The 24769-nt window shown below is 69.7% G+C and carries 20 protein-coding genes and 2 pseudogenes; 6 read left to right on the plus strand and 16 right to left on the minus strand.

Translation table 11 applies throughout. From position 1 onward, the window contains the following. Position 1 precedes the first annotated feature (1 nt). From ABII15_RS02505 to ABII15_RS02535, 7 genes are all read right to left on the minus strand, one after another. Positions 2-289, minus strand: coding sequence for a phosphopantetheine-binding protein (locus ABII15_RS02505; RefSeq protein WP_353940584.1), 288 nt, complete (start codon positions 287-289; stop codon positions 2-4). Continuing rightward, on the minus strand, positions 283-1026 hold the full coding sequence (locus ABII15_RS02510) for an SDR family oxidoreductase (RefSeq protein WP_353940585.1): 744 nt from the start codon (positions 1024-1026) through the stop codon (positions 283-285). The genes ABII15_RS02505 and ABII15_RS02510 overlap by 7 nt, the downstream gene beginning before the upstream one ends. Then, complete coding sequence (locus ABII15_RS02515) at positions 1023-2369, minus strand: class I adenylate-forming enzyme family protein (protein WP_353940586.1); 1347 nt, start codon at positions 2367-2369, stop codon at positions 1023-1025. Before ABII15_RS02515 ends, ABII15_RS02510 begins: the two co-directional genes overlap by 4 nt. Then, positions 2366-3157, minus strand: coding sequence for an HAD-IB family hydrolase (locus ABII15_RS02520; protein WP_353940587.1), 792 nt, complete (start codon positions 3155-3157; stop codon positions 2366-2368). Before ABII15_RS02520 ends, ABII15_RS02515 begins: the two co-directional genes overlap by 4 nt. A 295-nt stretch (positions 3158-3452) precedes the next feature. After that, a complete protein-coding gene (locus ABII15_RS02525) occupies positions 3453-4301 on the minus strand; it encodes an MBL fold metallo-hydrolase (RefSeq protein WP_353940588.1) in 849 nt (282 codons plus the stop codon). Positions 4302-4419: 118 nt separating this feature from the next. Beyond that, entirely contained in the window at positions 4420-5877 is a 1458-nt protein-coding gene (locus ABII15_RS02530) for an MFS transporter (RefSeq protein ID WP_353940589.1), read from the minus strand. A 190-nt stretch (positions 5878-6067) separates the two neighbouring features. Next, a complete protein-coding gene (locus ABII15_RS02535) occupies positions 6068-7033 on the minus strand; it encodes a helix-turn-helix transcriptional regulator (protein WP_353940590.1) in 966 nt (321 codons plus the stop codon). Between the two features lie 375 nt (positions 7034-7408). Here ABII15_RS02535 and ABII15_RS02540 point away from each other — a divergent pair, with 375 nt between their 5' ends. The 4 genes from ABII15_RS02540 to ABII15_RS02555 all read left to right on the plus strand — a co-directional run bounded on the left by ABII15_RS02540 (position 7409) and on the right by ABII15_RS02555 (position 10942). Continuing rightward, a complete protein-coding gene (locus ABII15_RS02540) occupies positions 7409-8041 on the plus strand; it encodes a TetR family transcriptional regulator (protein ID WP_353940591.1) in 633 nt (210 codons plus the stop codon). A 327-nt stretch (positions 8042-8368) separates the two neighbouring features. Further along, entirely contained in the window at positions 8369-9070 is a 702-nt protein-coding gene (locus ABII15_RS02545; protein ID WP_353940592.1) for an AAA family ATPase, read from the plus strand. 51 nt (positions 9071-9121) lie between these two features. Then, positions 9122-9727, plus strand: a complete 606-nt coding sequence (locus tag ABII15_RS02550; protein ID WP_353940593.1) for an AAA family ATPase — start codon at positions 9122-9124, stop codon at positions 9725-9727. Between the two features lie 54 nt (positions 9728-9781). Continuing rightward, entirely contained in the window at positions 9782-10942 is a 1161-nt protein-coding gene (locus tag ABII15_RS02555; protein ID WP_353940594.1) for an LLM class flavin-dependent oxidoreductase, read from the plus strand. Between the two features lie 72 nt (positions 10943-11014). On the opposite strand, the gene ABII15_RS02560 is transcribed toward ABII15_RS02555, so the two are convergent. The 3 genes from ABII15_RS02560 to ABII15_RS02570 form a co-directional block, all read right to left on the minus strand. After that, positions 11015-11770: a glucose 1-dehydrogenase gene (locus ABII15_RS02560; protein ID WP_353940595.1), complete on the minus strand. Its 756-nt coding sequence runs from the start codon at positions 11768-11770 to the stop codon at positions 11015-11017. Next, the gene (locus ABII15_RS02565; protein WP_353940596.1) at positions 11771-12475 is read right to left on the minus strand and encodes an HAD family phosphatase; all 705 of its coding nucleotides are present in this window, start codon (positions 12473-12475) and stop codon (positions 11771-11773) included. It lies immediately after the preceding gene. Between the two features lie 215 nt (positions 12476-12690). Next, complete coding sequence (locus tag ABII15_RS02570) at positions 12691-17664, minus strand: DUF5979 domain-containing protein (protein WP_353940597.1); 4974 nt, start codon at positions 17662-17664, stop codon at positions 12691-12693. A 587-nt stretch (positions 17665-18251) separates the two neighbouring features. Between ABII15_RS02570 and ABII15_RS02575 the strand changes: the two are divergent. Next, positions 18252-18461: pseudogene (locus tag ABII15_RS02575) on the plus strand (transposase family protein); the annotation flags it as partial. An 8-nt stretch (positions 18462-18469) separates the two neighbouring features. Next, positions 18470-18715, plus strand: a pseudogene (locus ABII15_RS02580) (IS256 family transposase); the annotation flags it as partial. A gap of 116 nt (positions 18716-18831) precedes the next feature. On the opposite strand, the gene ABII15_RS02585 reads toward ABII15_RS02580, so the two are convergent. The 6 genes from ABII15_RS02585 to ABII15_RS02610 all read right to left on the minus strand — a co-directional run bounded on the left by ABII15_RS02585 (position 18832) and on the right by ABII15_RS02610 (position 24763). Next, complete coding sequence (locus tag ABII15_RS02585; protein ID WP_353940598.1) at positions 18832-19857, minus strand: hypothetical protein; 1026 nt, start codon at positions 19855-19857, stop codon at positions 18832-18834. 367 nt (positions 19858-20224) lie between these two features. Next, a complete protein-coding gene (locus ABII15_RS02590) occupies positions 20225-20707 on the minus strand; it encodes a hypothetical protein (protein ID WP_353940599.1) in 483 nt (160 codons plus the stop codon). Between the two features lie 4 nt (positions 20708-20711). Then, positions 20712-21287 carry a matrixin family metalloprotease gene (locus ABII15_RS02595; protein ID WP_353940600.1) on the minus strand — a complete coding sequence of 192 codons (576 nt, stop codon included), beginning with the start codon at positions 21285-21287 and terminating at the stop codon, positions 20712-20714. 627 nt (positions 21288-21914) lie between these two features. Continuing rightward, positions 21915-22688, minus strand: coding sequence for a DUF4231 domain-containing protein (locus ABII15_RS02600; RefSeq protein ID WP_353940601.1), 774 nt, complete (start codon positions 22686-22688; stop codon positions 21915-21917). Positions 22689-22909: 221 nt separating this feature from the next. Continuing rightward, entirely contained in the window at positions 22910-23506 is a 597-nt protein-coding gene (locus tag ABII15_RS02605; protein ID WP_353940602.1) for a hypothetical protein, read from the minus strand. Positions 23507-23887: 381 nt separating this feature from the next. Beyond that, a complete protein-coding gene (locus ABII15_RS02610; protein WP_353940603.1) occupies positions 23888-24763 on the minus strand; it encodes an NAD(P)H-binding protein in 876 nt (291 codons plus the stop codon). Positions 24764-24769: the final 6 nt, after the last annotated feature.

The raw sequence follows: 24769 nt of genomic DNA on the forward strand, positions 1-24769 counted from the left end.
GTCACACACCCGCCCCTGCGGTACGTATCGAGTCCTCGTAGGCGGCGATGAGTTCGCGGACGGTGCGCACGTCGGTGATGGACCGGTCCCCGGCGAAGGGGTCGACGCCGAGTTCGGCCTCCAGCTCCAGCAGCAGCTGGGCCAGCAGCAGCGAGTTCAGACCGGCCGTCAGCAGCGGGTCGTCCAGGTTGTACTCGATGGCGCCGTCGTCGTTGAGCAGGACGTTGTCGATCTCGCGCAGGACGGTCCGCTGCACGACGCTGTCCGTGGCGTGGGTTTCCTTCAGCATGTGATGCCTCCGTCGATGACCATGGTCTGTCCGGTGATGAAGCGTGACCGGGGCGAGGCGAGGAAGAGGACCGCGTCGGCGATCTCGTCCACCGTCCCCAGCCGTCCCAGCGGTGTGCGCTGCTGGATCTTTTCGCGGTTGCGCGACGTGACCTCCGCCGTCATGTCGCTGTCGAAGAATCCGGGTGTGAGGGTGTTGACCCGGACGCCCTGGGGTCCCAGTTCGCGCGCCATGCTGCGGCCGAGGCCTTCGAGGCCCGCCTTGGCCGCGGCGTAGACGGCGACGCCCCGGTATCCCCGTATGGCGTTGATGGACGAGATGTTGACGATGCTTCCGCCGCCGCCGCGCACCATGAGCCGGGCGCAGGCCTGGGAGAGGTGCAGCGGGGCGAGGAGGTTGACGCGGATCAGGTCCTCCATCCGGCCGGGCGCGGCGGTCAGGAAGAGTTCCTGGTGCAGCACGCCGGCGTTGTTGATGAGGAGGTCGAGCCCACCGAACCGCTTGCCGCTGTCGCGCGCGAAGGCGCGCAGGGCCTGGGAGTCGGCGAGGTCGACGGACTCCCAGTGGAACGCGTCCTGGTACTTGTCCGACATCTCGGTGACGAAGTCGTTGGAGGTCCGGCTGAACGTCGACACGGACCATCCGTCGCCGAGCAGCCGTTCGACCAGGACCCGGCCGAGTCCTCTGCTGCCGCCGCTGACGAGTGCCGCCCGGCGGTCCGCGACCGGCGTGCTCATACCGCGGCCCTGATCTTCTTGAAGCGTTCGGAGTGCTGGTCGTCCTGCGACACCTCGACCAGGAGCGGCACCTTGTAGGCCTCCAGGCGCTCGGCGCAGTGGCGGCGCACCTGGCGGGCGACGTCCTTGGGGTCGGCGGGACGCGTCAGCTTCACGAGGGCCTGGACGACCTGGCCGGTGATGTGGCTGCTGCGGCCGGAGACCGTGGCGTCGGCGATGAGGTCCATCTCCAGCAGGACGTTCTCCACCTCGCCGGGGTAGACCTTCTCCCCCGCGACGTTGATGATCTCCGACTTCCGGCCCAGGATGCGGACGTAGTCGCCGTCGACCTCGACGGCGTCCTGCGTGTTGAAGTAGCCCTGCTCGTCGAAGGGCGCGGGCGCGTTGAGGTAGCCGAGCATGGCGATGTCGGACCGGATCCACAGGATGCCGTCCCGGATCTCGTAGTCGAATCCGGCGCCGCCGAGCTTGACCCAGAGGCTGTCGTCACCGCGCGACTTGGTGGCCAGGATGCCGAGTTCGGACAGGCCGTAGGTCTGCTTGAGGCGTACGTCGGGCAGTGCCTCGTGGAGCTTGCGCAGGACGCCGAGCGGCATGGGTTCCGTGCCGTAGGTGATGAGCCGCAGGGAGCCGAGGTCGTGGTCGGCGTACGCCCCCGAGATCAGCAGCATGTTCAGGAACGTCGGCGTGGTGGGCAGCACCTGGATGCCGTGGGCGGCGACGGCGGCGCAGACCGTGGCCGGGGTGCGCTCGGCGATGGTGACCAGCGCGCCGCCCTGGCTGAGCGTGTGCAGCAGGGTGTTGATGCCGCCGATGTGGTCGAGGCTGAGGAATCCGAGGGTGCGCTGCGCCCTGCGGACCTCGCGGTACTTGCCGAGCATCTTCGCCATGTCGAGGACGGTGGCCTTGCTGCGCCCGGTGGTGCCCGAACTGAACAGCACGAGACCGGGGGTGGCCGCGGCGCGCAGCTGCTCGTAGAAGGGGTGTGCGGCGCGGCGTCCGGTGCGCTCGACGCGGTGCTCGGCGGTGGCCCCGCCGAGGGTGACGACCGTCTCGACCTCGGCGACGTCGAGGAATTCGGTCCGCTTCGCGGCGGGCAGCGGGGCCAGGGGGACGGCGACGGCGCCGCGCGCGATCAGGGCGAGCAGTCCGGCGCACGCCTCGACGCTGCTGGGGCCCTCCAGCGCGACGACGTCCCCGGACCGGATGCCGTGCGCGTCGAGGAGGTCGTTCCACCGGGCGGTGAGGCCGAGTACGTGCCGGTAGCTGTGCGTCCGGCCTTCGAAGACGATGGCGTCGGCGTCCCCGAACTGTTCGAGTCGTTGAAAGAACCAGGCAGTCATGCGCTCTCCGACATGTCATAGCGGGCTGAGGTGACAACGGGCTGTGCGGTGCGGCCGCGCGCCGTCCAGGGGGAGGAACGGGCCGGGGCGGACCAGGCCGGGAGGCGCAGGTCCGGTGCGGGCGGGGTGCCGGGCAGCAGGGTCCAGCCCTCGGCGCCGGCCAGGGTGCGCAGCCGGCGGTCGCCCCCGACGACGACGCCCGAACCGGCGGCCCGCAGGAGGGGGAGGTCCGAGATGTCGTCCCCGTACGCGATGGAGTCACGGGCGGGCACGCCGCGTTGCAGGAGGACCTTCAGCGCGGCGTCCGCCTTGGCGGTTCCGATCATCGGCGGCCCGTCCAACTTCCCGGTGTAGCGGCCGCGTTCGACGCGCGGCTCGGTGCACAGGAGCTCGTCCGCGCCCAGGTCCGCGGCGATGAGGCGCAGCGGGGCGGGGAACGAGCCGGAGACGAGTGCGATGTGCGCGCCGCGTTCCTGGTGCCGGCGCAGCGCGGCGACGGCGGGCTCGTGGTAGAAGCGGCCGGTGGCGCGTTCGGCGTCGAACCAGGCGCCGGCCATCGCGGCCATGACTTCCGCGTCGAGGCCCTCCAGACCGGCGTAATAGGCGCGGTTGACCGCCTCGCGCGGGCATCCGACGGCCGTCATGGCCTTGAGTTCGCACATACGGTCGTCGAATTCCCGGCGCGGGTGGCCCAGGGCCGCGTGGTAATAGGCAAGTAACCGGGACATGCTTCCCGAGGTGGTCAGGGTGTGATCCACGTCGAAGAAGGCGACTTTCACCCGACTCATCTGTCTGGTACCTCCTGTGGCCTGGGCGGGAGAACGACGTGCCGGATTCCCTCGTCGGATTCGGGGTGAGCGTGGTCTTTCCGGATCCCGGCCACGGGCGGGCAAAGGCGGATCCGGATTCTGCTGCGAACTTCGAATGGAAGTTCTGGCCCACGCTGTGAATCATCGCAGCGGGTTTTCCGGTTCCCCAGACTTCAATGTCACCGGCTTCCGCGACGCCACCGCCAAGGAAGCTGCCATTCACACCAACACGCTGTGGACGGCACGCGTCCGCCCGCCCGCACCGGGAACTCCCCTACGCGTCCAGGGGCGTCCAGCGCGGGACACCGCGCCGGTTCCGCACCTGTCCCAGCGGTCCCGCGCCGAAGTGGGTGGCGAAGGCGAGGGTGTCGGGCCGGGTCAGTTCGGATGCCATCGCGTGCCGGGTCCGCACCGCCTGCCGCGGGTCGGCGTCCATCGCGCACGTCCAGTCGGGCCGGGCGAACTGGTCCGGGACGTGGAAGACGTCCCCGAAGGCGATCAGCCGCCGGCCGCCGGCCGAGATCACGTAGGCGGTGTGTCCGTCGGTGTGCCCGGGGGCGGCCCAGGCGCGGACCCCGGGGAAGATCTCGTCGCCCGTGGCCACGGCCCGCGTGACCGCCTCGCCCGCCCTGCGCTCCTGGCCCGCCCACTCGGCGGCCGACGCCACGTACGCGGCCCGGGGGAAGAGGCGTGGCGCGTCGGGTCCGGCGCCGAAGGCCCAGCCGACGTGGTCGTCGTGGAGGTGGGTGAAGGCGACCGTGTCGATGTCCGCGCCCTCGCGTCCGTGTCGGGCGAGTTCGGCCGGGAGCCGGCCGCCGTACAGGCCTCCGATGGTGGCGATGGTGTCCTCGGCGGCCACGCTGTGCGCGCCGTACCCGGTGTCGATGAGCAGGCACGGGTCGCGGTGCTCGACGAGCAGGGCCGTGATGGGGGCGGCGAGGTGTCCGGTGTCGTCCAGCGGGGAGGCGTCCGGGGCGCTCCAGTCGTCCTGTGTGGAGTCGGGGAACCAGTGCAGGGGGTGCAGTTGGACGCCGCCGTCCGTGAGGACGGTGACGGTGTGCTCGCCCAGGCGGAGCGTCGTGGCGTGGTCGCCGGTGACGGACGGTGCGTCGTGGTGGGTCATCGGTCCTCTTTCGGTGTCGAGCGGTGGAGTGGGCGCGTGCGGGCCGTCTGCGGACCGCACGCGCGAGGCCCGGTGTCGACGGGTTCGACACCGGGCCTCGGTCAGGATTGATGGAGCGTCAGATGTTCTGGACCGGCACCACCGACTCCTCGGGCAGGCCACCTGCCACGACCGGCGAGATGTCCGCCGCCTTGGGCTGCTTGTTCAGCGCGAGAGCGAGTCCGACGGTGAGCAGGATGAGCACGGCGGAGGTGTACGTGGCGGCCTGGAGGCCGTCGGACAGTTCGGCCGGGGCGGGGTCGGCTCCGGTCACCGCGTTGGAGACGGCGACGAGGACGGCGAGGCCGACGGCGGCGCCGACCTGCTGGCCGCTGGTGGCGAGACCGGAGGCCAGGCCCTGCAGCTGCTCCTCGACCCCGGCCGTGGCCGCCGAGAACATGGCGGTCCAGATGACGCCCTGCGCCAGGCTGAAGACGACGATGCCGGGGGCCATCTGGAGGTAGGTCGAGCCGGAGTCCAGGAAGGCGGCGAACAGGGCGGTGCCGACGGCGCCGATCACCAGGCCGATGACGAGCGTGCCGCGGACGCCGAACGCCGTGGCCAGCTTGCCGCCGACGACGGAGCCCACCAGGATGCAGGCGCACGGCAGAATGAACGCCAGGCCGGTGGCGAGGGCGCTCCAGTCGCGGACCGTCTGCAGCGCGAGGGTGAGGAAGTAGGCGCTGGCGCCGAAGGTGGCCATGAACATGAAGGTGATGAGCGAGCCGAGCCGCAGGCTCTTGTACGAGAAGACCTTCAGCGGCACCAGCGGGTCGGCGGTGCGCGACTCGATGACGACGAAGGCCACGATCAGCGCCGCCGCGGCGACGAAGCTGATCAGCGTGACGGGCGCGGCCCAGCCGGCCTCGGGGCCCTGGACGAGGCCGAAGACCAGGAGCAGCGCGCCCAGGGTGACGGAGAGGCCGCCGGGCAGGTCGAAGCCCTGGCGCCGCTCGGTCGGGGCGTCGGCCGGCAGGACACGCGCGCCGAGCAGGCCGACGCCGAGGGCCAGCGGCACGTTCACGTAGAAGACCGCCTCCCAGCCGAAGGCCTGGGTCAGCACGCCGCCGAGCAGGGAGCCGACGACCATGCCGCTGCTGCCGGTGGCGCCCCAGATGCCCAGGGCCCGGTTGCGCTCGCGGCCCTCCTCGAAGGTGGTCGTGAGCAGGGAGAGGGTGGCCGGGGCGAGGAGCGCTCCGCCGATGCCCTGCACGGCGCGGGCGGCCACGAGCGGGCCGGGTCCGGCGGCCAGGCCGCCGACGACCGAGGCGATCGCGTAGAGGGCGAGCCCGGTGAGGAACATGCGACGGCGCCCGAGCAGGTCGGCCAGGCGTCCGCCGAGCAGCAGGCAGCCGCCGAAGGCGACGGCGTAGGCCCCGATGACCCACTGCAGTTGCTGTCCCGAGAAGCCCACCCCCTCGCCGATGTCCGGCAGCGCGACGAACACGATGCTGTAGTCCAGCGCGATGATCAGCTGGGCCAGTGCCAGCGCAGCCAGGATCAGGGCTGGGCGGCGGGTGGTACCCGATGCGGTCATGGGTCTGTGTACCTCTCTGGATGTTCGGGAGGGATGGCTGGTGCGCACGGCGCGGATCCGTCCGGTTCGTATCGGTCGAGCCGGTGGTGAAGGGGTGGCGGTGAGGCCGGTGGGAAAGGGCGAGCCCGCACGACGCGGCGCATCGCTCCGCCGGCCGGCGCGTCGTTGCGCCGGCGGGACGTGGGAAGGGTCAGGCCGGCACCCGGACCCCGGCCTCCGGCAGCGGGGCGCCCTGCGCCCACCGCGCCAGACGGTCGGCCACCGGGCCGGACTGCGGATCCAGCAGGATGAGCTGGAGTCCGGGGCGGGCGGCGAAGTCGAGACAGATCTGCGACAGGCTCACCTGCCCGAGGTCGGGATGGGCCAGCGCCTGCGTGACCTGCGTCCCGTCACCGAAACGGTGCCGCTCCCACAGGTCCGCGAAGACGGGGCTGCCCTCGCGCAGGTGCTGGGTGAGCGCGGCCAGCCTCGGATCACCGAGGTACTCGCCGCTCTGGGTACGGAATCGCGCCACCGCCTCGTCGGCCGCGCGCTCCCAGTCGGCGAACCGGTCGCGGGCGCGCGGGTCGAGGAAGAGCGACTCCAGGTAGTTGTGGTGCGCCCCCTCGAAGCCCAGCAGCCGCGTCGCGAGACGGTTGGCCGCGAGGACGTCCCAGTAACGGTCCATGAAATAGGCCGGCTTGGACAGGAAGCTGTCGACGACCCGCAGGGCGAGGCGCCGGTCGTCGTCGACCGGGTTGCGCGGCCTGCGCGGAACGGCGTAACCGGCCAGCCGCATCATGTGCAGGCACTCCACCTCGTTCAGGCGCAGTACGTGGGCGATGGCCTCCAGGATCTCCAGGGAGACGTTCTTCGCTCTCCCCTGTTCGATCCACGCGTACCAGGAGGCGCCGATCCCCGCGAGCATCGCCACCTCCTCGCGGCGCAGTCCGGTCAGCCTGCGCGAGCCACCGCCGGGCAGCCCCACCTGCTCCGGGGTCACCTCGGCCCGCCGAGCCGCGAGAAAGCTGCCCAGTTCGGCGAACTTCAGGGTGGAGGGCCTGGGGGGTACGACGCCCTGGGCCCCCTTCCGGGGGGAAACCCTGCCGGCTTCCAGGCGCCCCGCGTCACGCATCAACAACGCGACACGGGTCGCCGACGATCCCGTGGCAGTCATCGTGGCCGTCCTCCTCCGCGAATCAACTGGCACCCGCCCGGTCCCGGCGCGGTGCTTCACCAACAAGATAGTGATCGATCTTTTTTTTCTCTACTCCAAACAGAGGGATCGTTACGTTTTTACCTACGCTTCACACAGGAACCAGACACGTTTCGTGACGTGAGGCCCTCGATTTGGGCGATTTAGGCACTTTGCGACACCGCAGAAGCGCTGACATCAGGCCTTAAACGAGAGTGTTCACTCTGTTCAGATCCGGACACGGCTCGTGTCGGGACTTGCACCTTCGACGGGGCGCTGAATAATCATAGAGATCAATCGGTTTGCTGCCAGGGTCGGCACTGCCGGTCCCAGGCCCCCGGGGCTCGAAGGAGACAGATGATGATGGCGAGCCAGCAACGGGCCGAGCGCACACGCAGGCGTCTGCTCCAGGCAGCCGCGGTGGAGATCTCCCAGTTCGGCTACGACGGCTCGTCCCTGCAGCGCATCAGCAAGGCGGCCGGCCTGACCATGGGCGCCCTGACCTTCCATTTCCCTACGAAGATGGACCTGGCGCACGCGATCCACGCCGACGGCGCCGCCCTCGCCGGGGACGCCGTCCTGCGCATCGCCGCACCGCGCGGGCCGGACGGGTCGGAGAGCGAGCCGGAGCCCGCGCTGCCGCGCATCGTGCGGATCACGCTCACCCTGGGCGAGCTCCTGGCGACGGAGGCCACGGTCCGCGCGTCCGCGCGCCTGACCCGTGAGCGCGTCCCTGGACGGGAGGACTGGCGCGACAGCTGGCTGCCCAGCGTCCGCCGGCTGGTCGAACAGGCCCGCGGCGACGACGAGTTCAAACCCGGGGTGACCTCGGACACCGTGACGACACTGACGCGGCATCTCGTCTCGGGCCTGGAGGAGTCGGCGCTTCCCGGCACCGGTTCCGCGCCCGTGGAGGCGCTGGCCGACGTGTGGGACCTGGTCCTCAACGGGCTCACCGACAGCCATCCCGCCTTCACCCCGCGCCCGTAGGAGACGAAGCACACGAAGCGGCGCCGGCCGCGATCGTCCAGCGTGACGATCGCGGCCGGCGCCGCTTCGTGTCGTGGCACGCCCCGTCCCGGCCGATTCCTCTTGTCCGGGACGCTGTTGGTGCGGGCAATGGTGTGCGCGACGGCTGGCCCGCCAACACTGTTGAATCCGGAGTCTGGGCACCTCAGCGGGCCGTTGCCATGCTTCTCACGTGGGCCGCGAGGGCCGAAACGCACGGTGCGCCGTCCGTCGCGTGGACGACCTGTTCCACGCCTCGCCCCGCCCCCTTTCCTCGTTCCGACCCTCACGACTCCAACGGGAGCATCAGTGAACCTGTCCATCTCCGGCACCTACTCCGTCGGCAAGACGATCACCAGCATGGCGATCGCCCACCTGACCGGGATCCCGCGCACCGCGGCCCCCACCATGCGCGAGCTGCTGCCCATCTCCCTCCCGGGGAAGACGCTCGAGGAGTGCAACGGCGCCGAGCTGATCATGCTGATCAGCCGGCGCATCCAGGGCCGCGCGGTCGCCGAGAGCCACCTGCCGGATGGCTACATCTCCGACGGCTCGGCCCTGCACGAGTGGTCGTACGCCAACGTCCGGGTCAAGGTCGGCATCAACCCGAACGAGTCCGTGGACCTCGACAACGTCCAGATGCCGGACGACGTCCGGTTCTACGCCGAGGTCATGAAGCAGATCGCGATACCGGCGAAGCAGCACACCAAGGCCAACTACGACGCGTTCGTCCACCTGCCCATCGAGTTCCCGATCGTCGAGGACGGGCACCGCCCGGTCAACGAGCGGTTCCGCCAGCTCGCCGAGCAGCTGCTCCTGGACACCCTGGAGGAGCTGGAGATCCCGGTGCACATCGTCGGCGGCACGATCCCCGAGCGGCTGGCGCGGATCGTGGAGATCTTCGACTTCCCGCAGGTGATGACCATCGAGCAGGCCATCGCCCGGGCCGAGGAGGAGTACGCGCAGCTCGACACCCGCAACGAGCTGGAGCGCATGGCCGACGCCGCCTGACACCCCACTCCCCCGCCACGACATCGACTTCGACCTACGAGAGGTACCCACATGCGCATCGCTTTCGTCGGCGCGTACGGCAACGGCAAGACGACGCTCACCACCGAACTGTCCACGAAGCTCGGCCTCGCGCGCACCCACGGCAGCGCCATGCGCGACCCGGCCGGCGGCACGCCCAAGGCCCTGGAGGAGACGAACGAGGCCGAGCTGGTCCAGCTCGCCGTGCGCCGCTTCACCGAGCGCGCCGTCGAGGAGGCCGCGCACCCCGAGGGCTTCCTGTCCGACGGTTCCGCGCTGCACGAGTGGGTGTACAGCAAGGTCCGGCTGGCCGTCGGCCGCTTCCCCGAGCCGACCGACACCCTGGCCGGCGCGGTGCGCGACCCGCGCACGCTGCTCTTCGAGGAGGTCGTGGACCAGCTGGGCCTGCTCGCCAAGGAGCACGCCCGCACCGGCTACGACGTGTTCATCCACACCCCCGTCGAGTTCCCGCTGCCGGAGGGCGTCGACCCGATCAGCGAGAGCTTCCGCACGCTGTCGGACGAGCTCATGCTCGACATCCTCAAGACCCTCGACATCCCCGTGCACGTCGTCACCGGCACCGTCGAGGAGCGCCTGGACCAGATCCTCGCCATTCCGGGTGTGTCCGACCCCGCCTGACCCGGCGTCACCCCGTCCCGCCCCTGATCCCCCACGCCAAGCCGAGGAGACACCTTGCACACCGGAATCGGAGCGTTCCTCTCACCGCTGCACGCGCCCGGCCAGGACCCGCACCTGACCATCCGCCGCGACCTGCAACTGGTGGAGCACCTCGACGAGTTGAACTACGACGAGTGCTGGTTCGGCGAGCACCACTCCCTCGCCTGGCCGACGATCGGCGCGCCGGAGACCTTCATCGCGGCGGCCGCCGAGCGGACCCGCCAGATCAAGCTGGCCAACGGCGTCGTCCCGCTGCCCTTCCACCACCCGTACAACGTCGCGAGCCGGGCCATCATGCTCGACCACCTGTCGCGCGGCCGGTACATCCTCGGGGTGGGGCCGGGGGCCACGCCCAACGACGCCCACCAGTTCGGCGTCGACCAGGACGAGCTCAAGCGGATGGCCAGCGAGGCGATCCCCGCGGTCCAGGAGCTGGTCAACGGCGAGGAGCGGGTCAGCGCCAAGAGCGACTGGTTCGTGCTGCAGGACGCCAAGATGCAGCTGCCCCGCTACAGCAAGCCGGGCATCGAGATGGCGATCTCCAGCATCGGATCGGCCAACAGCCCCAAGGTGGCCGGCCAGTTCGGTCTGAGCCTGGTCTCCTGGGGCGCTCCCCCGCCCGGCGCGCCGGCCGTCGATCTCGCGCAGCAGTGGCGCTACGCGGAGGAGTCGGCCGAGGAGCACGGCAACACGATGGACCGCTCCAAGTGGCGTGTGGTGGCTCCGCTGTACATCGCCGAGACCCGTGAGGAGGCCTACCGCGACGTCCGGGAGGGCTTCTCCACGTGGCTCTGGGACTACTGGGGCAAGGCCGCCGGGTTCGACGTCGCCACGAGCATGGAGGGCGTCAAGCGCTCCCAGGAGCTGGAGGCGGGCGTGGAGAAGGGCCTCGCGATCGTCGGGTCCGTCGAGGACGCGGCAGCCGCGATCCAGCGGCTGCGGGAGGAGACGGGCGGCTTCGGCACGTTCCTCGTCTACGCCATGAACTGGGCCTCGTTCGAGAAGACGAAGCGCAGCTACGAACTGCTGGCGGAGCAGGTCGCGCCCCGCTTCTCGGGCAGCACCGCCCGGGGCGACGAGTCGATCCAGTGGAGCGTCGACAACCGGCACGTCTTCCCGCATACGCAGGCCCGGCGCGAGCGGGCCGAGCGCGAGGGACGGTCGATCCACTCGTAGAGCGCGCGCCGGTGTCGGCCCGGGCGGGGATTCCCGCCCGGGCCGACACCATGAAAGGAACCTGTCGGCCGGTCAGGCCGTGGCCGTGGCACCGCCGTCGACCGGGACGGCGGCACCGGTGACGAACGAGGACTGGTCGCTGCACAGCCAGGCGGCGGCCCGGGCGATCTCGACCGGGTCCGCCATCCTGTGCTGCACCGACTCCGCCATGAAGGCGCTCTCCAGATTCGGGTGCTCCGTGATGACCTGCTGCATCATCTCGGACCTGGTCGCGCCGACGACCAGGGCGTTGACCCGCACCCCCTGCCGGCCGTAGTCGGCCGCGGCGGCCTTCGTCATCCCGATGACCGCGTGCTTGGCGGCGACGTACGCGGCGGAGGCACCGGTGGCGGCCACACCGGCGACGCTGGAGGTGTTGACCACCGCTCCGCCGCCGCCCGCCAGCATCGCCGGGATCTGCCGTACGAGACAGTTCCAGACGCCGCGCACGTTCACGTCCATCGTGCGCTCGTAGACATCGGTGCCGATCTCGTGCAACGGCACGCCGGCCGTGGCGAAGCCGGCGTTGTTGAACGCCGCGTCGAGCCGGCCGAAGTTCTCCACCGCCTCGCGCACGGCGCGTTCGACGTCCTCCTCGCGGCAGACATCGCCGGTCACGTCCAGCGCCCGGCCGCCGTCCGCGCGGATCCGCCCGGCGATGTCCGCCAGCCGGTCCTTGCGGCGCGCCATCAGCACGACGGACGCGCCCTGGGCGGCGAACAGTTCGGCCGCCGCGGCCCCTATGCCGCTGGAGGCGCCCGTGATCATCACCACCTTGCCGTTCAGCATTCAGTTCTCCCACAGCGTGCCGGTGGCGGACTCTTCGTCGAGGGTGCGCAGCAGGGCCTCGTCGATGTCGTCCAGGGACCGGATCAGGTGGCGCACACCGGCCTCCTTCATCAAGTGCCCCTGGAAGCTGTGCTCGAAGGACGTGGGGAAACCGATGAACGGGAAGCCGTGCGTGTGCGCGGCCTCCGCCACCCTCGCGACGTCGTCGACGAACAGGGCCTGGTCGTGTTCGAGCGAGAAGACGTCGGTGGTGATCTCACGCAGCCCGGGACGGATGGCGTCGGTGCAGACGTATTCCGGTCCGTCGAACAGGGCCGCGTGCTCGCCGAGGAAGCGGTCGAAGTGGGCCTTGGCCAGGCCTCCGTAGCAGACGGTCCGCAGCCCCAGCGCACGCAGCCTGGTGAGCAGCTCGACGGCTCCGGGCTGGACGGTGACCGGGTGGTCGCGCAGGTACTTCTCCCGCTCCTCGAAGTACGCGGCCAGCGCCTGCGGGCCGGTCAGTCCGCCTCCCAGGACGTCTGCCATCCGCTCCCCCGCGACCTTCTGCGGCTGGGAGAAGACGGTCCGCTCTACGTCCGCCGTGTAGTCGGCGCCGTGACCGGTGATGTAGCGGTGGATGACCGGGCTGAAGGTGTCGTTGAGCAGAACACCGTCAATGTTCAACGCCACCAACCGCAAGCGGGCAAAACCGAGCGCGTTCGTCATACACGCCTCTCCATCGACGGAAGCCCCCGTGGCGTCGTCCCGTGTCCCGGGACGCGCAGGCGGACCCAACAATCAGAACGTTCTTTATGTTATGGAGTTCGGGCCGCGCGTGTCTACAGCTTCCTCGAGGTGGGGCAGTTGAGCGGGTGGACGACGGAGAGGCATGCTCCGGGCGGAGCATGCCTCTCAGAAGGTGCGTCAGGCGGTGTGCGAGGTCAGTGCCTGCGGGACCTGCGGCGCACGGTGAACCCGGTCAGGAGGAGTCCGGCGAGGAGCATGGCCGCGGTGACGGCCAGCGCCGGGCCGAACGACCAGCCGGTGTCGGGGAGCTTGCCGTGGCCGCCAGGGGGCGGGGTGTGCCCGCTGGGGCTCGGCGACGGGCTGGTCGGAGGGTTGTCGTAGGTGTTGGTGACGGTCGCCTGCGCGGGACCGGTGGGCCGCAGGACGACGGTGGCGGAGCTGTCGTCGCCGGCGTCGTCCGCCGCGTCGGGCTGTGCGGTGACGACGACCTTGTCGGCTCCGTCGGTGCCGGACTCGGTGACCGTGCACTCGGCGCCGACGGGCAGGCCGTCGATGCGCTGACGGCCGGCCCCGTCGAACGTGAGGTGACGCGGGAAGCCGTCGAGCTCCTTGTCGCGCCAGGTGCAGTCCACGTCGATGGTGAAGGGACCGTGGTCGGCGCCGGACGGGTCCTCGACCTTCTTGACGATGTCGAGGGAGCGCTGCGGGTAGTCGTTGGTGACGTCGACGACGCTGGGCGCGTCCGTGGTGGTCTCGGGCCGGATGGTGACCGAGGCGGCGTTGGCCTCGCCCGCGTGGTCGCTGGTCGCGCCGTCGGTGTCGGTCTCCCAGACGCGGCACACGGCGCCGGCGGGAACGTCGGTGACGGTGAACGGCTTGCCCGGGGTGATCTCCCCGGTGCCGTGCCGCACGCTGACCGGCTTGCCGATGTCCGGGGTGACCACGCAGTCGTACTCGATGCCGTACGGGCCGGTGGTGTCGCCGTTCGGGGCGTGCGTGACGGTCTTGTCGACGCGCAGCGTGCCGAAGACCATGCCGATGCCGGACTTGGGCGGCTCGGTGACGGGCAGGGTGACGCTGCCTCCGCCGACCTGGACGGTCTCCTTGTTGGCGAAGGAGTTCCAGGCGAGCGAGAGGTCGTTGCGGGAGCCCTTGTCGGTGAGGTCGGTCGGCGAGGACATCGGGAAGCTGAGGGTGAAGCCGTCGCCGGGGGCCAGGCCGCCGTCGAAGTCGATGTGGGTGAAGAAGGCGGTGTCGTCCGCCGTCCAGTCACCGGACCAGGTGGCGTCGGCGCAGTTGCGGCGCGGGGTGGGCACCTCGTCGCGGCAGGGCTGCGGCGTGGTGGTGTACTCGGCGCCGAGGGTGCCGGGCCCGTCCAGGGTGACCGGGCCGGCCAGGCGCGGGCGCGGGTCCCATTCGGTGCCGCGGTCGGATTCGCCGAGCAGGACGCCGGTGTCGCCGACGAACGGCAGGACGTCGAGAAGGTCGTAGTCGGTGGCCGGGTTGGTGCCGATGTTGTCGACGGTGATCAGCTGCCGGTAGTTCTGGCCCGGCAGGACCAGGGCGGTGCAGGGGTAGCGGGTGTAGGTGGCGCCGCCGGAGACGAGGTTCGGGCAGCGGGCGTCACCGACCGGGATGTACTCGCCCGTCAGGGAGTTGTAGAAGCCCAGGTCGGCGTTGCCGGTGATCCACTTGTCGGCGTCGAAGGCGGTGCCGGCCTCGGTGGTCAGGGTGGCGCTGGAGGTGCAGTAGTGGCCGTCTCCGTACGCCGGGTCGTCGTCCACCTCGCCGAGGCGCGGGGACGAGCTGTCGCAGGGCACGTCGTGGCCCGGGGAACCGGCCCCGAAGGTGTTGGGGATCTTGGTGCCGGCCTCGACGCCGCCGCGCAGCTTCACGTGGAAGGTGATGGTCACGGTCGCGCCGGGATACATCACCCAGTCGGGGAAGTCCCAGTGCAGCCCGGTGATCTTCCCGTTGGCGTTGCGGTCGGCGGTGAAGTCGACCTTGGCGGGCTTGGCGGTGCCGTCGGGAGTGGTGACGGTGATCGAGTAGTAGCCGCTGTTCCCGGCGAAGTCCTCGTCGACGACCAGGTCGGCGGGGATCGGGTCGGAGATGCGCAGCGGGTCGATCGGGGCGTTGCCGGTGTTCTTGACCGTCAGGGTGAAGGGCTGGGAGACACCGGGCTGGACGACGGCGTCCTTCGTCTTCTCGACGTACAGCTTCGGGTCGCCGTCGGTGATGTTCAGGTCGGCGTCGGCGGGCGGGATGGTGAAGGTGCCGTGCTTGTCGCTGGATCCGCTGCCGGTGACCGTGTCCTCGAGGTGGTCGGGGATGGTCTTCGACGAGTCGGAGCGCAGCGTCTGGCGGGGCTTGACGGTGAAGCAGACCGAGGCGGTCTTGCAGGCGCCGTCGAAGGTGGGGCTGCCCTCGACGGGGACGATGGCGTCGCCGTTCTCGGAGCGGAAGGTGACGCGGATGCCCTGGACGTCGGCGGCGGAGACACCGGCGGGCAGCCCCGGGGTGTCGCTGCCGGTCCAGGTGCCCTCGACGATCTCGGGGTTCGCGGTGCCGCAGCGGGCGGTGCACACGTCGACCTTGACCTGGTCGGCGCCCTTGGGGAAGGAGACGCCGTCCAGGGAGACGAAGTCGACGGCGTCGAAGAAGTCGGTGTCGAAGTCGGTCGCGACGAGCTGGTGGAGGTTGACGTTGCCCTTGTTCACGACCGTGAGGGTGGCGTGCACGTCGGCGGCCGGACTGCCCGGGTAGGGACGGGTCACCGTGGACGGGCTCAGCGCCTTGTTGAGGGACGCCTCCGAACTGGCGTCGCCGACCGTGGCGTTCTGCGAGCAGAAGTTGTCGCCCAGCGCGGCGCCGTCGCTGGTGGCGGCGGCGCAGTTGCTGATGACGGTGCCGTTGGGCACGCCGTCGCGCAGCTGCACGGTGATGTCGGCGTGCACCGAGGCGCCCACGGGAAGGCCGCCGGGCACGACGATCCGGACGCCCTTGGCGCGCTCCAGGAGCGCCGCGTCGCCGGCGTCGTAGGCCACCCAGGCGTTCGCGTCCGGGTCGTAGACCTCGAGGTCGTAGGCGAGGTTCGCGGGTGTGACCTTCGGGGTGACGGAGGTGATCCGCACGGAGTCGAACGGGTTGGGGGCGGCCGTCGGGTCGACCGGGTCGCTGACGACGACGGGACCGTCGAGCGGTACGTTGCCGCGGTTGGTGAGGCCGATGCCGAAGGTGACGGGCTGGCCGGGCGGGACCGAGGTCTGTGAGGCGTCCTTGGTGCCCTGGCCGTCCTTGCGCGGCACTTCGACGTTCAGGTTGGTGCAGACGTTGCCCGCGGCGCTGCCCGAACCGTTGGAGGGGTTGGCGGCCGAGCCGTCGGCGCAGTCCTTGACGCCGTCCTCGGCGTCGCCCTCGTCGGCCTGGTCGTTGAGCGTGCCGTGCACGTCGAGGCCGGCGGTCGCGTTCTGCTCGATGGTGCCCTTGCCGGTGGCGTCGGTGCCGCGGTAGGTCACGGAGATCGAGGCGGCGGGCCCGCCGCCGGGGCAGCCGAGGTCGGTGGTCTGGGTGGCGGGCGGGTTGGTGAAGTTCTGCGGCGGCAGGACCGTGCCGTCGCGGCAGGTGACGGTGAGCGTGGCGTCGGTGGCACCGGCCGGGAAGCGCAGCCGGGCCTGCGTCATGTCGGTCTTGTCGAACTCGCTCGCGGCGGAATCCGACGGTTCGGTGATGGTCATCTCGCTGACGGGGAACGGCGAGGTGTTCTTGGAGTCGACCGTCGCCGTGATGCCGGGCTCGGTCCCGATGACGGCGGTGCCGTCGGCCTGCCAGTCGCCGTCGGTGTCGGAGAAGAACTTCTTGCTGAGGTCGATCGAGGCGACGTTGGGCAGGATGTCGTGGTCGGCGCAGGCGTCCGGGCCGTCCAGGTCGCGGCGGAGCCGGAAGTCGATGCCGGGGCTCGCGCAGTTCTCCACGGTCTGCCGGTCGCTGGGGTCGATCGCGTCGCCGGTGGACCGGTTCTCGTCGCGCAGTTCCACGGTCATGTCGACCTTGGCGCCCTCGGGGTCCGCGGGCAGCGGGGTGCCCGCGGAGTTGGAGAACGTGTAGACGATGCCGGTGATGTCGGCGGGGTCGACGCCGGGCGGGAGCATGACGTCGGGGCCGGGACCGACCGGGCCGGTGATCAGTTCACTCGGGGAGCAGCCTCCGCCGGGCTTCACGCACACCGACACCTGCACCTGGTCGGCGCCGTCCGGCATGCGGGTGACCGGTCCGACCTGGGTGACGTCGAAGTTGTCGAAGAGGTCCGGGTCGGTCTCGGAGATGGTGATCGCGTTGACGTCGGTGGAGGTCGACGACGTGTTCGCGGCGCCCAGCGAGATCTTCGACTCGCCGCCGCTGCCCGCCACGGTGGACGAGGGGCTCCAGGTCTTCGTACCGATCACCATCGGCCGGCGCGGCACGTGCACGGTCTGGGTGTCGGAGTCCTCGACCGGGGCGGCGTTGTCGGCGTCCGCCTTCGCCGTGTTGGTGATCGCGTCGCCGTCGTTGAGGTCGGTGTCCTCGGGCACGCGCACCGTGATGAGGATGTCCTGCGAGCCGCCCGCGGCGAGGCCGAACGACCCCGGGGGGTTGGGCGGCGTGGGCAGGGACTCGGTGAAGTTCGCGGTGATCTTCCCGGTCTGCTGGTCGTAGTCGATGGTGTAGTTGGCGCCGTCCGACGGCACCGTCACCAGTTCGAGGCCGGGCGGCAGGGTGTCCTCCATGGCCGCGCTCACACACGCCTCGGTCAGCGAGGAGCAGGACACGGTGATGCGGTACGTGTACTCCGAGCCGGGCACCAGCGGATCCGGGACATCCACCGCTTCCTTGCTCACGGTCAGCTGAGCCGTGTCGGCGGCCCGCTTGCCCGCGGCCTTGCCCTTGCCCGCTGCGCCCTTGCTCTTGCCCTTCGGCTTCTCCTTCGGCTTTTCCTTCGTCGCGGACGGCGAGCGGTGCCGCGACGAGGGGGAGGGCGAGGGAGAGCCCGTGGCGGAGGGCGAGGCCGACGGGGACGCGGACGCCGTGCTCGACGGCCTGCCGGACGCGCCGGCCGAGGACGCGGACGGAACCGGATCCGGTCCCGCCATGGCCGGTGCCGTCACCAGCGCGACCTGCGCGAGCAGCAACGCCACGACGGTGCGCGCTCGTGGTCGTCTCCTGTGCAACCTGCCCATATACCCGTCTCTCCCTGGGCTCGATCGAGATGCGACTCCGTGTGATGCGCGTGTCCGCTGACACGTCATCAGAGACGCCCGCACCAAACCTAGGCAGGACAAATACGACTATTGGGCAGCGCTTCGCCAAGCCACCGCAACGTCACTCGAACGCGGCCTCGCCGTTGGTGCGGATGGCTCTCCGGTCGGCAGGCGACGTGGGCCGCCCCGGTCCAGGCGCCCGGCCCGCTCCTCGCCCGCTCGCCGCCCCGCACTGAGCGCCAGTCCGGTGCGGCCCACGGTCTCGGCGTGTATCCACAAACCAGCAGGTGCTTGACACCGCCCGTCGACCGATACTGACGTCATCAAGGCCTGGGTCCCGCTGCCAGAAAAGATGCGGATCAGAGCAGCAACGGCTCACGTCACCGGGAGGTACCGATGAGAATGTTGATCAAAGTGCCCTGGTTTGGCGCGGCCGCAGGTCAGGACCATGCTGTGGGCTCTCAGGTCAGCAATCTCCCAGCATGAGTCAGGAGCTGTGCACTTTGGCGACCAAACTCATCCGGGTGCCGATCCGCGGCCGGAAACTCAAGCGATGGCAGCGCCGCTACAACACCACCCACGCCAAGATCCGCTGCGTCGGCGAACGGGCCGTTGCCACGCTGAAGGGCTGGCGAGTCCTCCGCAAGATCCGATGCAGCACCAACCGAATCACCGACCTCGTCCGAGCCGTCCTCACGCTTCATCTGGCCAGGTCAACGCCAAGATGAAACGCGCTCACCGGGTCCATCTGCGCACGACGAATCCGATCGAGTCGACCTTCAGCACGGTGAAGTTGCGGACCAAGGTCACCCGCGGCGCCCGCAGCCCGGCCGCGGCCCTGGCGGTGGTGTTCAAGCTCGCCGAGTCCGCCCAGGCCCGCTGGCGCGGGATCACCGCACCCCATCTCGTTGCCCTCGTCCGCAATGGCGCCCGCTTCGAACGCGGCGTCCTGGTCGAGCGTGAGCAGGACGCCGCGGCATGAGTGAGCGCGAGTAACGCCCCCTGCTGTTCCTGGACGTCGACTTTACTGACCGGCAAGCTCACCGGGACGCGCTCAGCGCATGCCCGCACCGCGACGCCCCTGCTGCACGCTGAGGGCTACGTCATCAACTCGATGTGCGGGTGCTCGGGCTCCGCCGGGCAGACGAACAGGTGCTGGCGGTAGCCACTGCCTATCTGGACACCGGTCGCGTTGTAGCCGCGGTGGCCGGGGTACGGTCCAGCACCTGGGTGGGGGTGCGGAGACCAGCTGTTCCCGGCGTCGTCCCCTTCCTCGAACGTGGCGACGGTCATCAGGACCTGCATGTCGGTGCCGCACTCGGAGCAGGGCTGCGGGCTGGGGTCGGTGGAGTTCCAGGCGGGCCAGCCACCCACTTTCCAGCCGGGTGCGTTGGACAGCACACAGTCGTAGTACGTGTCCGGGTCCATGTCTTCCTCTGCGGCCTGCGGCACACTCCACTGCTGGAGCTGCTCCTGCAGTTCTTCGCTCAGCTCCAGATGGTCGGGGTACTCGGTGATCTGCTCCGGTTCAAGAACGCACGGTTCCGGTAGATAGCCGTCGAACTGCACTGCGGGCGGCTCGGGGGGCGTGTCGAGAATGCCGGTGACGGCGGCTGCCGAACGCCAGAAGAGCAGGGTCCTGGGCATGATCGGATGATCGAAGGGGCACCACAGAACCTGCAGCAGGTCCTTGCCCTCCGGCGGGCTCAGATCGGGCACATCCCTTACGTACAGCTGCGCGACGGGCAGCATCGCTATGGGGCCGTCGTACGCCCGGACAGCCAGCCTCACCGGATACGTCCGAGGCGGCCGGATCCGCTCGAGAGTCTCCCGTTCCTCCGGAGTCAGGTCCCGGCCGTGCGAGGCGGCGAAGATACGTCGCTGCAGCCGCAGATCCGCCGGGGACTGGGCTGGGTTGATGCCATCCACCACGTGCGATTCCTCGCATTGCGGCCACGGCTCCTCAGCGGGCCACAGCAGCGGCCCGCCGATCGAGCTGTCGTGCCACGTCGGCGCCCCAGGACGGGGGTGCAGGCGGGTCGCCGTGCGGGCCAGCGGAGCCAGTTGGGGAAAGACGGCGGCAACGTCGATCGGCCGTGGCGGAGTGACAGGAGTGACATTCATGGCCGCAATCCTGCCAATCGCCTGTGACAACGGCCCTCGTGACCGCCCCACGAAGAGTTCCGGCACGGGCGCCACCCGGGAGAGCGCACCGCCGATCCGTTGCTATTCGCAGTCCTCGATCATTGGCTGCGGGCCCCTCAAGGCTCCACGCGGTGATCCACAGGAATTGACAATTGCTCCAGCAGCACCTCTGAACGGACAACGAGCGACGGCCCGACCCTGCGATGAAGCGTGGCCGCTATCGCACCATCCCACTCCGGCTGCCGGGTGGCGCTACCGCCTCCACGATGCCTTCCTCGAGTGAGTACCGACGGACGATGAGCCAGCTTCGATCGAGCACGCCCACGTCGAACGCCGCCGCCAAGCCTCACTCACTCGCGCGCTGAGAGGCTGCGTGGGCGGCAGCCTGATGCCAGGTGTCGACGGCTCGGTTGGTGGCGGGTTGTGGGGTGGTTTCGGTGACCTGGCCGTGGATGTCGCGGAGGTCGTGGAAGGTGAAGGTGGCGAATACGTAGGCGTGCCCGTTCACGAGTTTGGTGCTGCCGTTTTGCAGGGCGACCTCGAGGGCACCGTGCAGGGTGCCCTTGTGCGGTGTGCTCACCCGTACCCGGTAGATGTCCCAGTCGATGTCGTTGATCTGCCGGGTGTCTTCGTCGTCGAGGACGGTGGCGGTGAAGACGTCGTCGGCAATCCGGGACACCTCGTCGGCGTTGTCGGGATCATAGGTCGTCAGCGCCTCCGGAGGGGAGGAGGCAGCCGTCCACTGCTGGTGCCCCCACCAGCCGGCGCCTGTGAGCGTGGCGGCCAGGGCGAGCGTGCTGGCGAGGACGGTGAGTCTGGTGCGGGTCATCTGTTCATCCCCACAGCTTGTGGTAATTGGCGCGGTCTTTGGAGGTGGGCTGGGCGTTGGTTGGGACATCGTCGATTTCCTTGGCCATCAGCGTGGGATACCAGTCCGGGTTCTTGTGGCAGAAACCGAGCGCGTGGCCGAGTTCGTGTGCGGCGACCATCCGCCGGTACATGTCGTCCCCGTAGCGCTTTCCGCGGTCGAGATAAGCGCGGTTGAGGTAGAGGGTGTCAGCGCCCGGGTGCGGGGCGTACTGGCCCAGAACTCCCTTGAAGTTGTCGCGGGTGCTGTTGACGTCTTGCCATTGGAGGTCGGCGATTGAGCTGGCGTTGTCGGGCCTGAACTTCACCTGGGACAGCCCATGCGTACTCCATGCCTTGTGCGCGTGCCGGTAGGCGTCGTTGAACTTGGTCTCGTCCTCCCAGCGCACCTCCCGGCCGTCGACGGCTGAACGGCCCCGGGAGTCCTTCGCCCCGCCCACACACTTGGCGGCGGCCGCCGCCGTGGATGTGGTCGGAGGCTGGGGCAGAGCGAGCAGAGCAGCCGCCACGACAGCGGCGCTCCAGGCGAGTTCGGTCGGCATGAATCTCCCAGACACTTGAGGCGGAGAACAGGGGAAGCGTGGAGGGTGCCCTCGATCGGGCGAGCGCCTACGGCGCGCAGGGGGGCCTTCGGCAGCGGATGACCGTGCTGTCCGGGCGTTCCCGGCTCGTTGCAGGGACGTGCGGTTCCCGCTGCGGCCCCCGCCCGGGCGGCCGGAGCCGCTAGTCGCGTGACGGCACGCGGGCGGCGAGGTTGGCCAGCAGCCAGCGGGCCGTTTCATGGTCCGGGGCGCTGCCGTTGACGACTGCGCCCCGGACCGTCACGATCTCCTGTGCTTCTTCAAGGGACAGCAGGGGCAGCAGGGGCAGCAGCGGAGGGAGCGGGGCGTCGGCGAGGGGAGGCCGTCGATGTCGGTCACGCCGGTGCAACTGATGGCTTCACGCGGAGGTCACGGTCTCGCACTCTGCGCCGGGCCCGAGCTGAGCGTGCTGGGCGAGCCGTCCCCGAGTTGACGCCTGCTCGGCAGGCAGCGGGACTCGGGCTCCGGCTGGCTGACCGTGTGCCTGGACTCGCCGGCCTGGGCGACGGGGCGAGGGGCTGGACCATCACGCCCCGATTCCCGTGTGGTCCGAGCGCAGAGGAGGCCGACGGCGGGGGTGAGCCGGGGTCAGGCCGCCGGCGGCTGGCTGGACGGGGTCGCCTGGTCGGCGGGCTGTTCCAGTTGCTGCTGGCGGCGCCGCTGCTCGTTGCGGTGGTCTTCGACTCGCTGGGTGAACTTCTTCAGCGCCTCGTCCTCCTGACCGGGGCCGTATTCGCCGTAGGGGCCGATGCCTAGGGTGACGGCGTTGACTTCTTCCTCGATGGCGTCGGCGGTCTGCTGCAGGAAGTAACTGCGTTCGCGGAACTTGTAGTAGCCGGTGAACATGGCGGCGACCGTGATAGCGAAGCTGATCGCGGTCAGGGCGACGCTCTGCCAGGTCAGCTCCTTGCCGGTGTCCAAGGCCGCGATCGTGGTCGTGGATGCTGAGCCGACCATGATGAGGGTCTGCAGGCGGTTGTGGATGCGCCGGTACTTTCGGCTGTCGGTCTCGTACTGCTCAATGACAGACGCCACGTCGGTTCGATACAGCTTGCGCCGCTCGTCGAGGGGAGGCTCACGCAGCGCACTGACGATCCGGGCGGCTTCGCGTTTGATCTCACGTTGGTCTTCCAGATCAACCAGCCCGTCCTCGGGCCGCCGCCAGCGTGCACCGGCTATAGCTGCTCCGATGCACAGCACGATAAGGGCACCGAAGAAGACATCGATACCGGCATAGCGGGAGGGCGTCTGCCAGTTCTGTGCCGTCCAGCCGAGCCCCGCCATGAGCGCGACACACGCGACGACCACAGATACGCGACGAAGACGGACGATCGACCGAGCGCGAGCAAGGTCGCGTTCCATACAGCCCCCGCGGCGTCACCCGCAGCGCCAGCACCGAGAACGTCGCTTTGACCGACAGCAGTCCGGGAGACGTTGCGGCTGCTCGCTGAGGACGACGAACGGCTCGACCAGGCCCGGCGTCGGCACGCTGATGGCGAGCGAGCCACGGGGCATGTCCGTCGAGACCGTCCCGGCCTTGTCCTCCCAGCGCTGGGGGGACAAGGCCGGGACGGGCGGGAGCGTCAGCGTACGTGGACGGCCCCGGTGTGGGCGTTGAGCGTGTAGTGGTGGCCGTGGGTGCGGGCTGTGCTGTGGCCGGCGTCCAGGGCGGCGATGCGCACTCCGTGCCGGGTGATCCAGGCCTGGTAGGTGCCGTTGGGCAGCTTGGTGACGTGGGCGATGGCGCCGTCCCCGAGCCGCACGTCGCGGGTCTTGCCGGTCTGATTCGTGTGGTGCTTGTCCTGGTGCTGCGGCACGTTCTGCTCGCTGTGCCAGCCGCCGGGGTGCACCACGCCGACGAAGCCGTTCGCCTGGTTGAGCTCATACGTGTAGCCGTGTACGCGCTGCGACTTGTGCGCGGAATCGAGCGCCGCGATCCGCACCCCCTTGTGCGTGACCCAGGCCTGGTAGGTACCGTTCGCCAGCTTGGTGACATACGCGGAACTGCCGTCGCTGAGCGGCAGGGTTTCGGTGTGGCCTGCCCGAGCGCCATGCTGGGCGGCGGCCGCAGGCGCGGTGGTCGTTGGAGCGGCTTCGGCGGTGGCGGCGACGGCGGTCACGGCGCCGAGGCCGAGAACAGCGGATGCCAGAGACGTGCGGAGCATACGAGAGGTCTGCATGCGCCGGCCCCTTTCCATGAGTCGAACGAGTCGAGCGGGTTGACTGAGTCGAACGCGTCGTGTGGACCGCGTACTCATGAAGCTAGGAGCCGTACATCAAGACATTCCGTATGAAACATCACAGACGGGTGACAGCGTTCCGCTAGACGTCATTTCCGCACGAAAGTCCTTGTCGCCGCAGGTCTTCAGCCACGGCCACAAGTCCCGCGCCCCACCCCGGTCAAGCACGGCAAGGGGTACAAGGAGAAAACAGGCGCCGTTCGGCACCATCACATCGAGGTCGGCGCGCGACCCGAGACCTGATGGTCACGGGCACTGGAGGCCGATCGGTCTTGACCGAGCGCCTTCGTCATGGGCGGGCGGGGCGTTTCGGGGTTCTCGTCAGATGAACTCGGACGCATGGTCGATGGCCCACCTCGCGAAGGTGCCGGCCGGATGGCCGGCGAGACGCTCAACATGATCAGTGATGCGATGGGACTCTGGCCGCCACACCGAAGCGGCGATCAGGGCCTCCACCAGTGGTTCGGGACGACCGTCGGCGAGCATCCGTGATCGCGCGAGATCAGTGGGAAGCGCCTGGAAGCGCAGATCGCGCCGGAGTGCAGCGCCGAGGTGAGCGACCTGGTCGGCGCGGCTGAGCACCTCGGGGCCGGTCAACACGTAGGGGCCATGGTCCAGTTGATCGTGATGTGCGAGCAATACCGCTACCGCCGCATCAGCGACGTCGCGCTCGTCGACGACCGCTGTGCGTGCCGCCTCTGGACCTGCGACAACATCGCCCGCCCTCACTTGTTGCACCCAACCACGGGTGTTGGAGGCCAGCGTCTCACTGCGGAGCACTACGGGTTGCAGGTCGGCAAGCAGCGCTTCCATATCCGCGTGAACTTGAACGATGGGATCACTCTGACGAGCGGCTTGGTCGTCTACAGCGGTCGAGGACAGGTAGACGACACGCGGCGCTGCCGTGGTGAGTTCTGCGATCAGGTCGGAGGCGACGGCGGAATCGAGCAGTGGCCAGATCAGAAATACCGCGTCGATGCCCACGAGCGCCTCGCGCACGGTGCTGGCATCCGTGAGGTCGCCGACTACCCACTCGACTCCTGGATGCGGGTCGGCCTGATCGCGCGCAAGGCATCGTACGCGCGCGCCGTGGGCCTGAAGTCGGCCAACGATCTCTCGGCCGAGGTTGCCCGTAGCGCCGGTGACCAGGATTGATGGAGAGCACGGGGAGTTCGTGGGGTTGGTGGTATCAGGCATGATCAT

It is taken from the genome of Streptomyces sp. HUAS MG91, from assembly GCF_040529335.1.
GTDB classification, from domain to species: domain Bacteria; phylum Actinomycetota; class Actinomycetes; order Streptomycetales; family Streptomycetaceae; genus Streptomyces; species Streptomyces tabacisoli.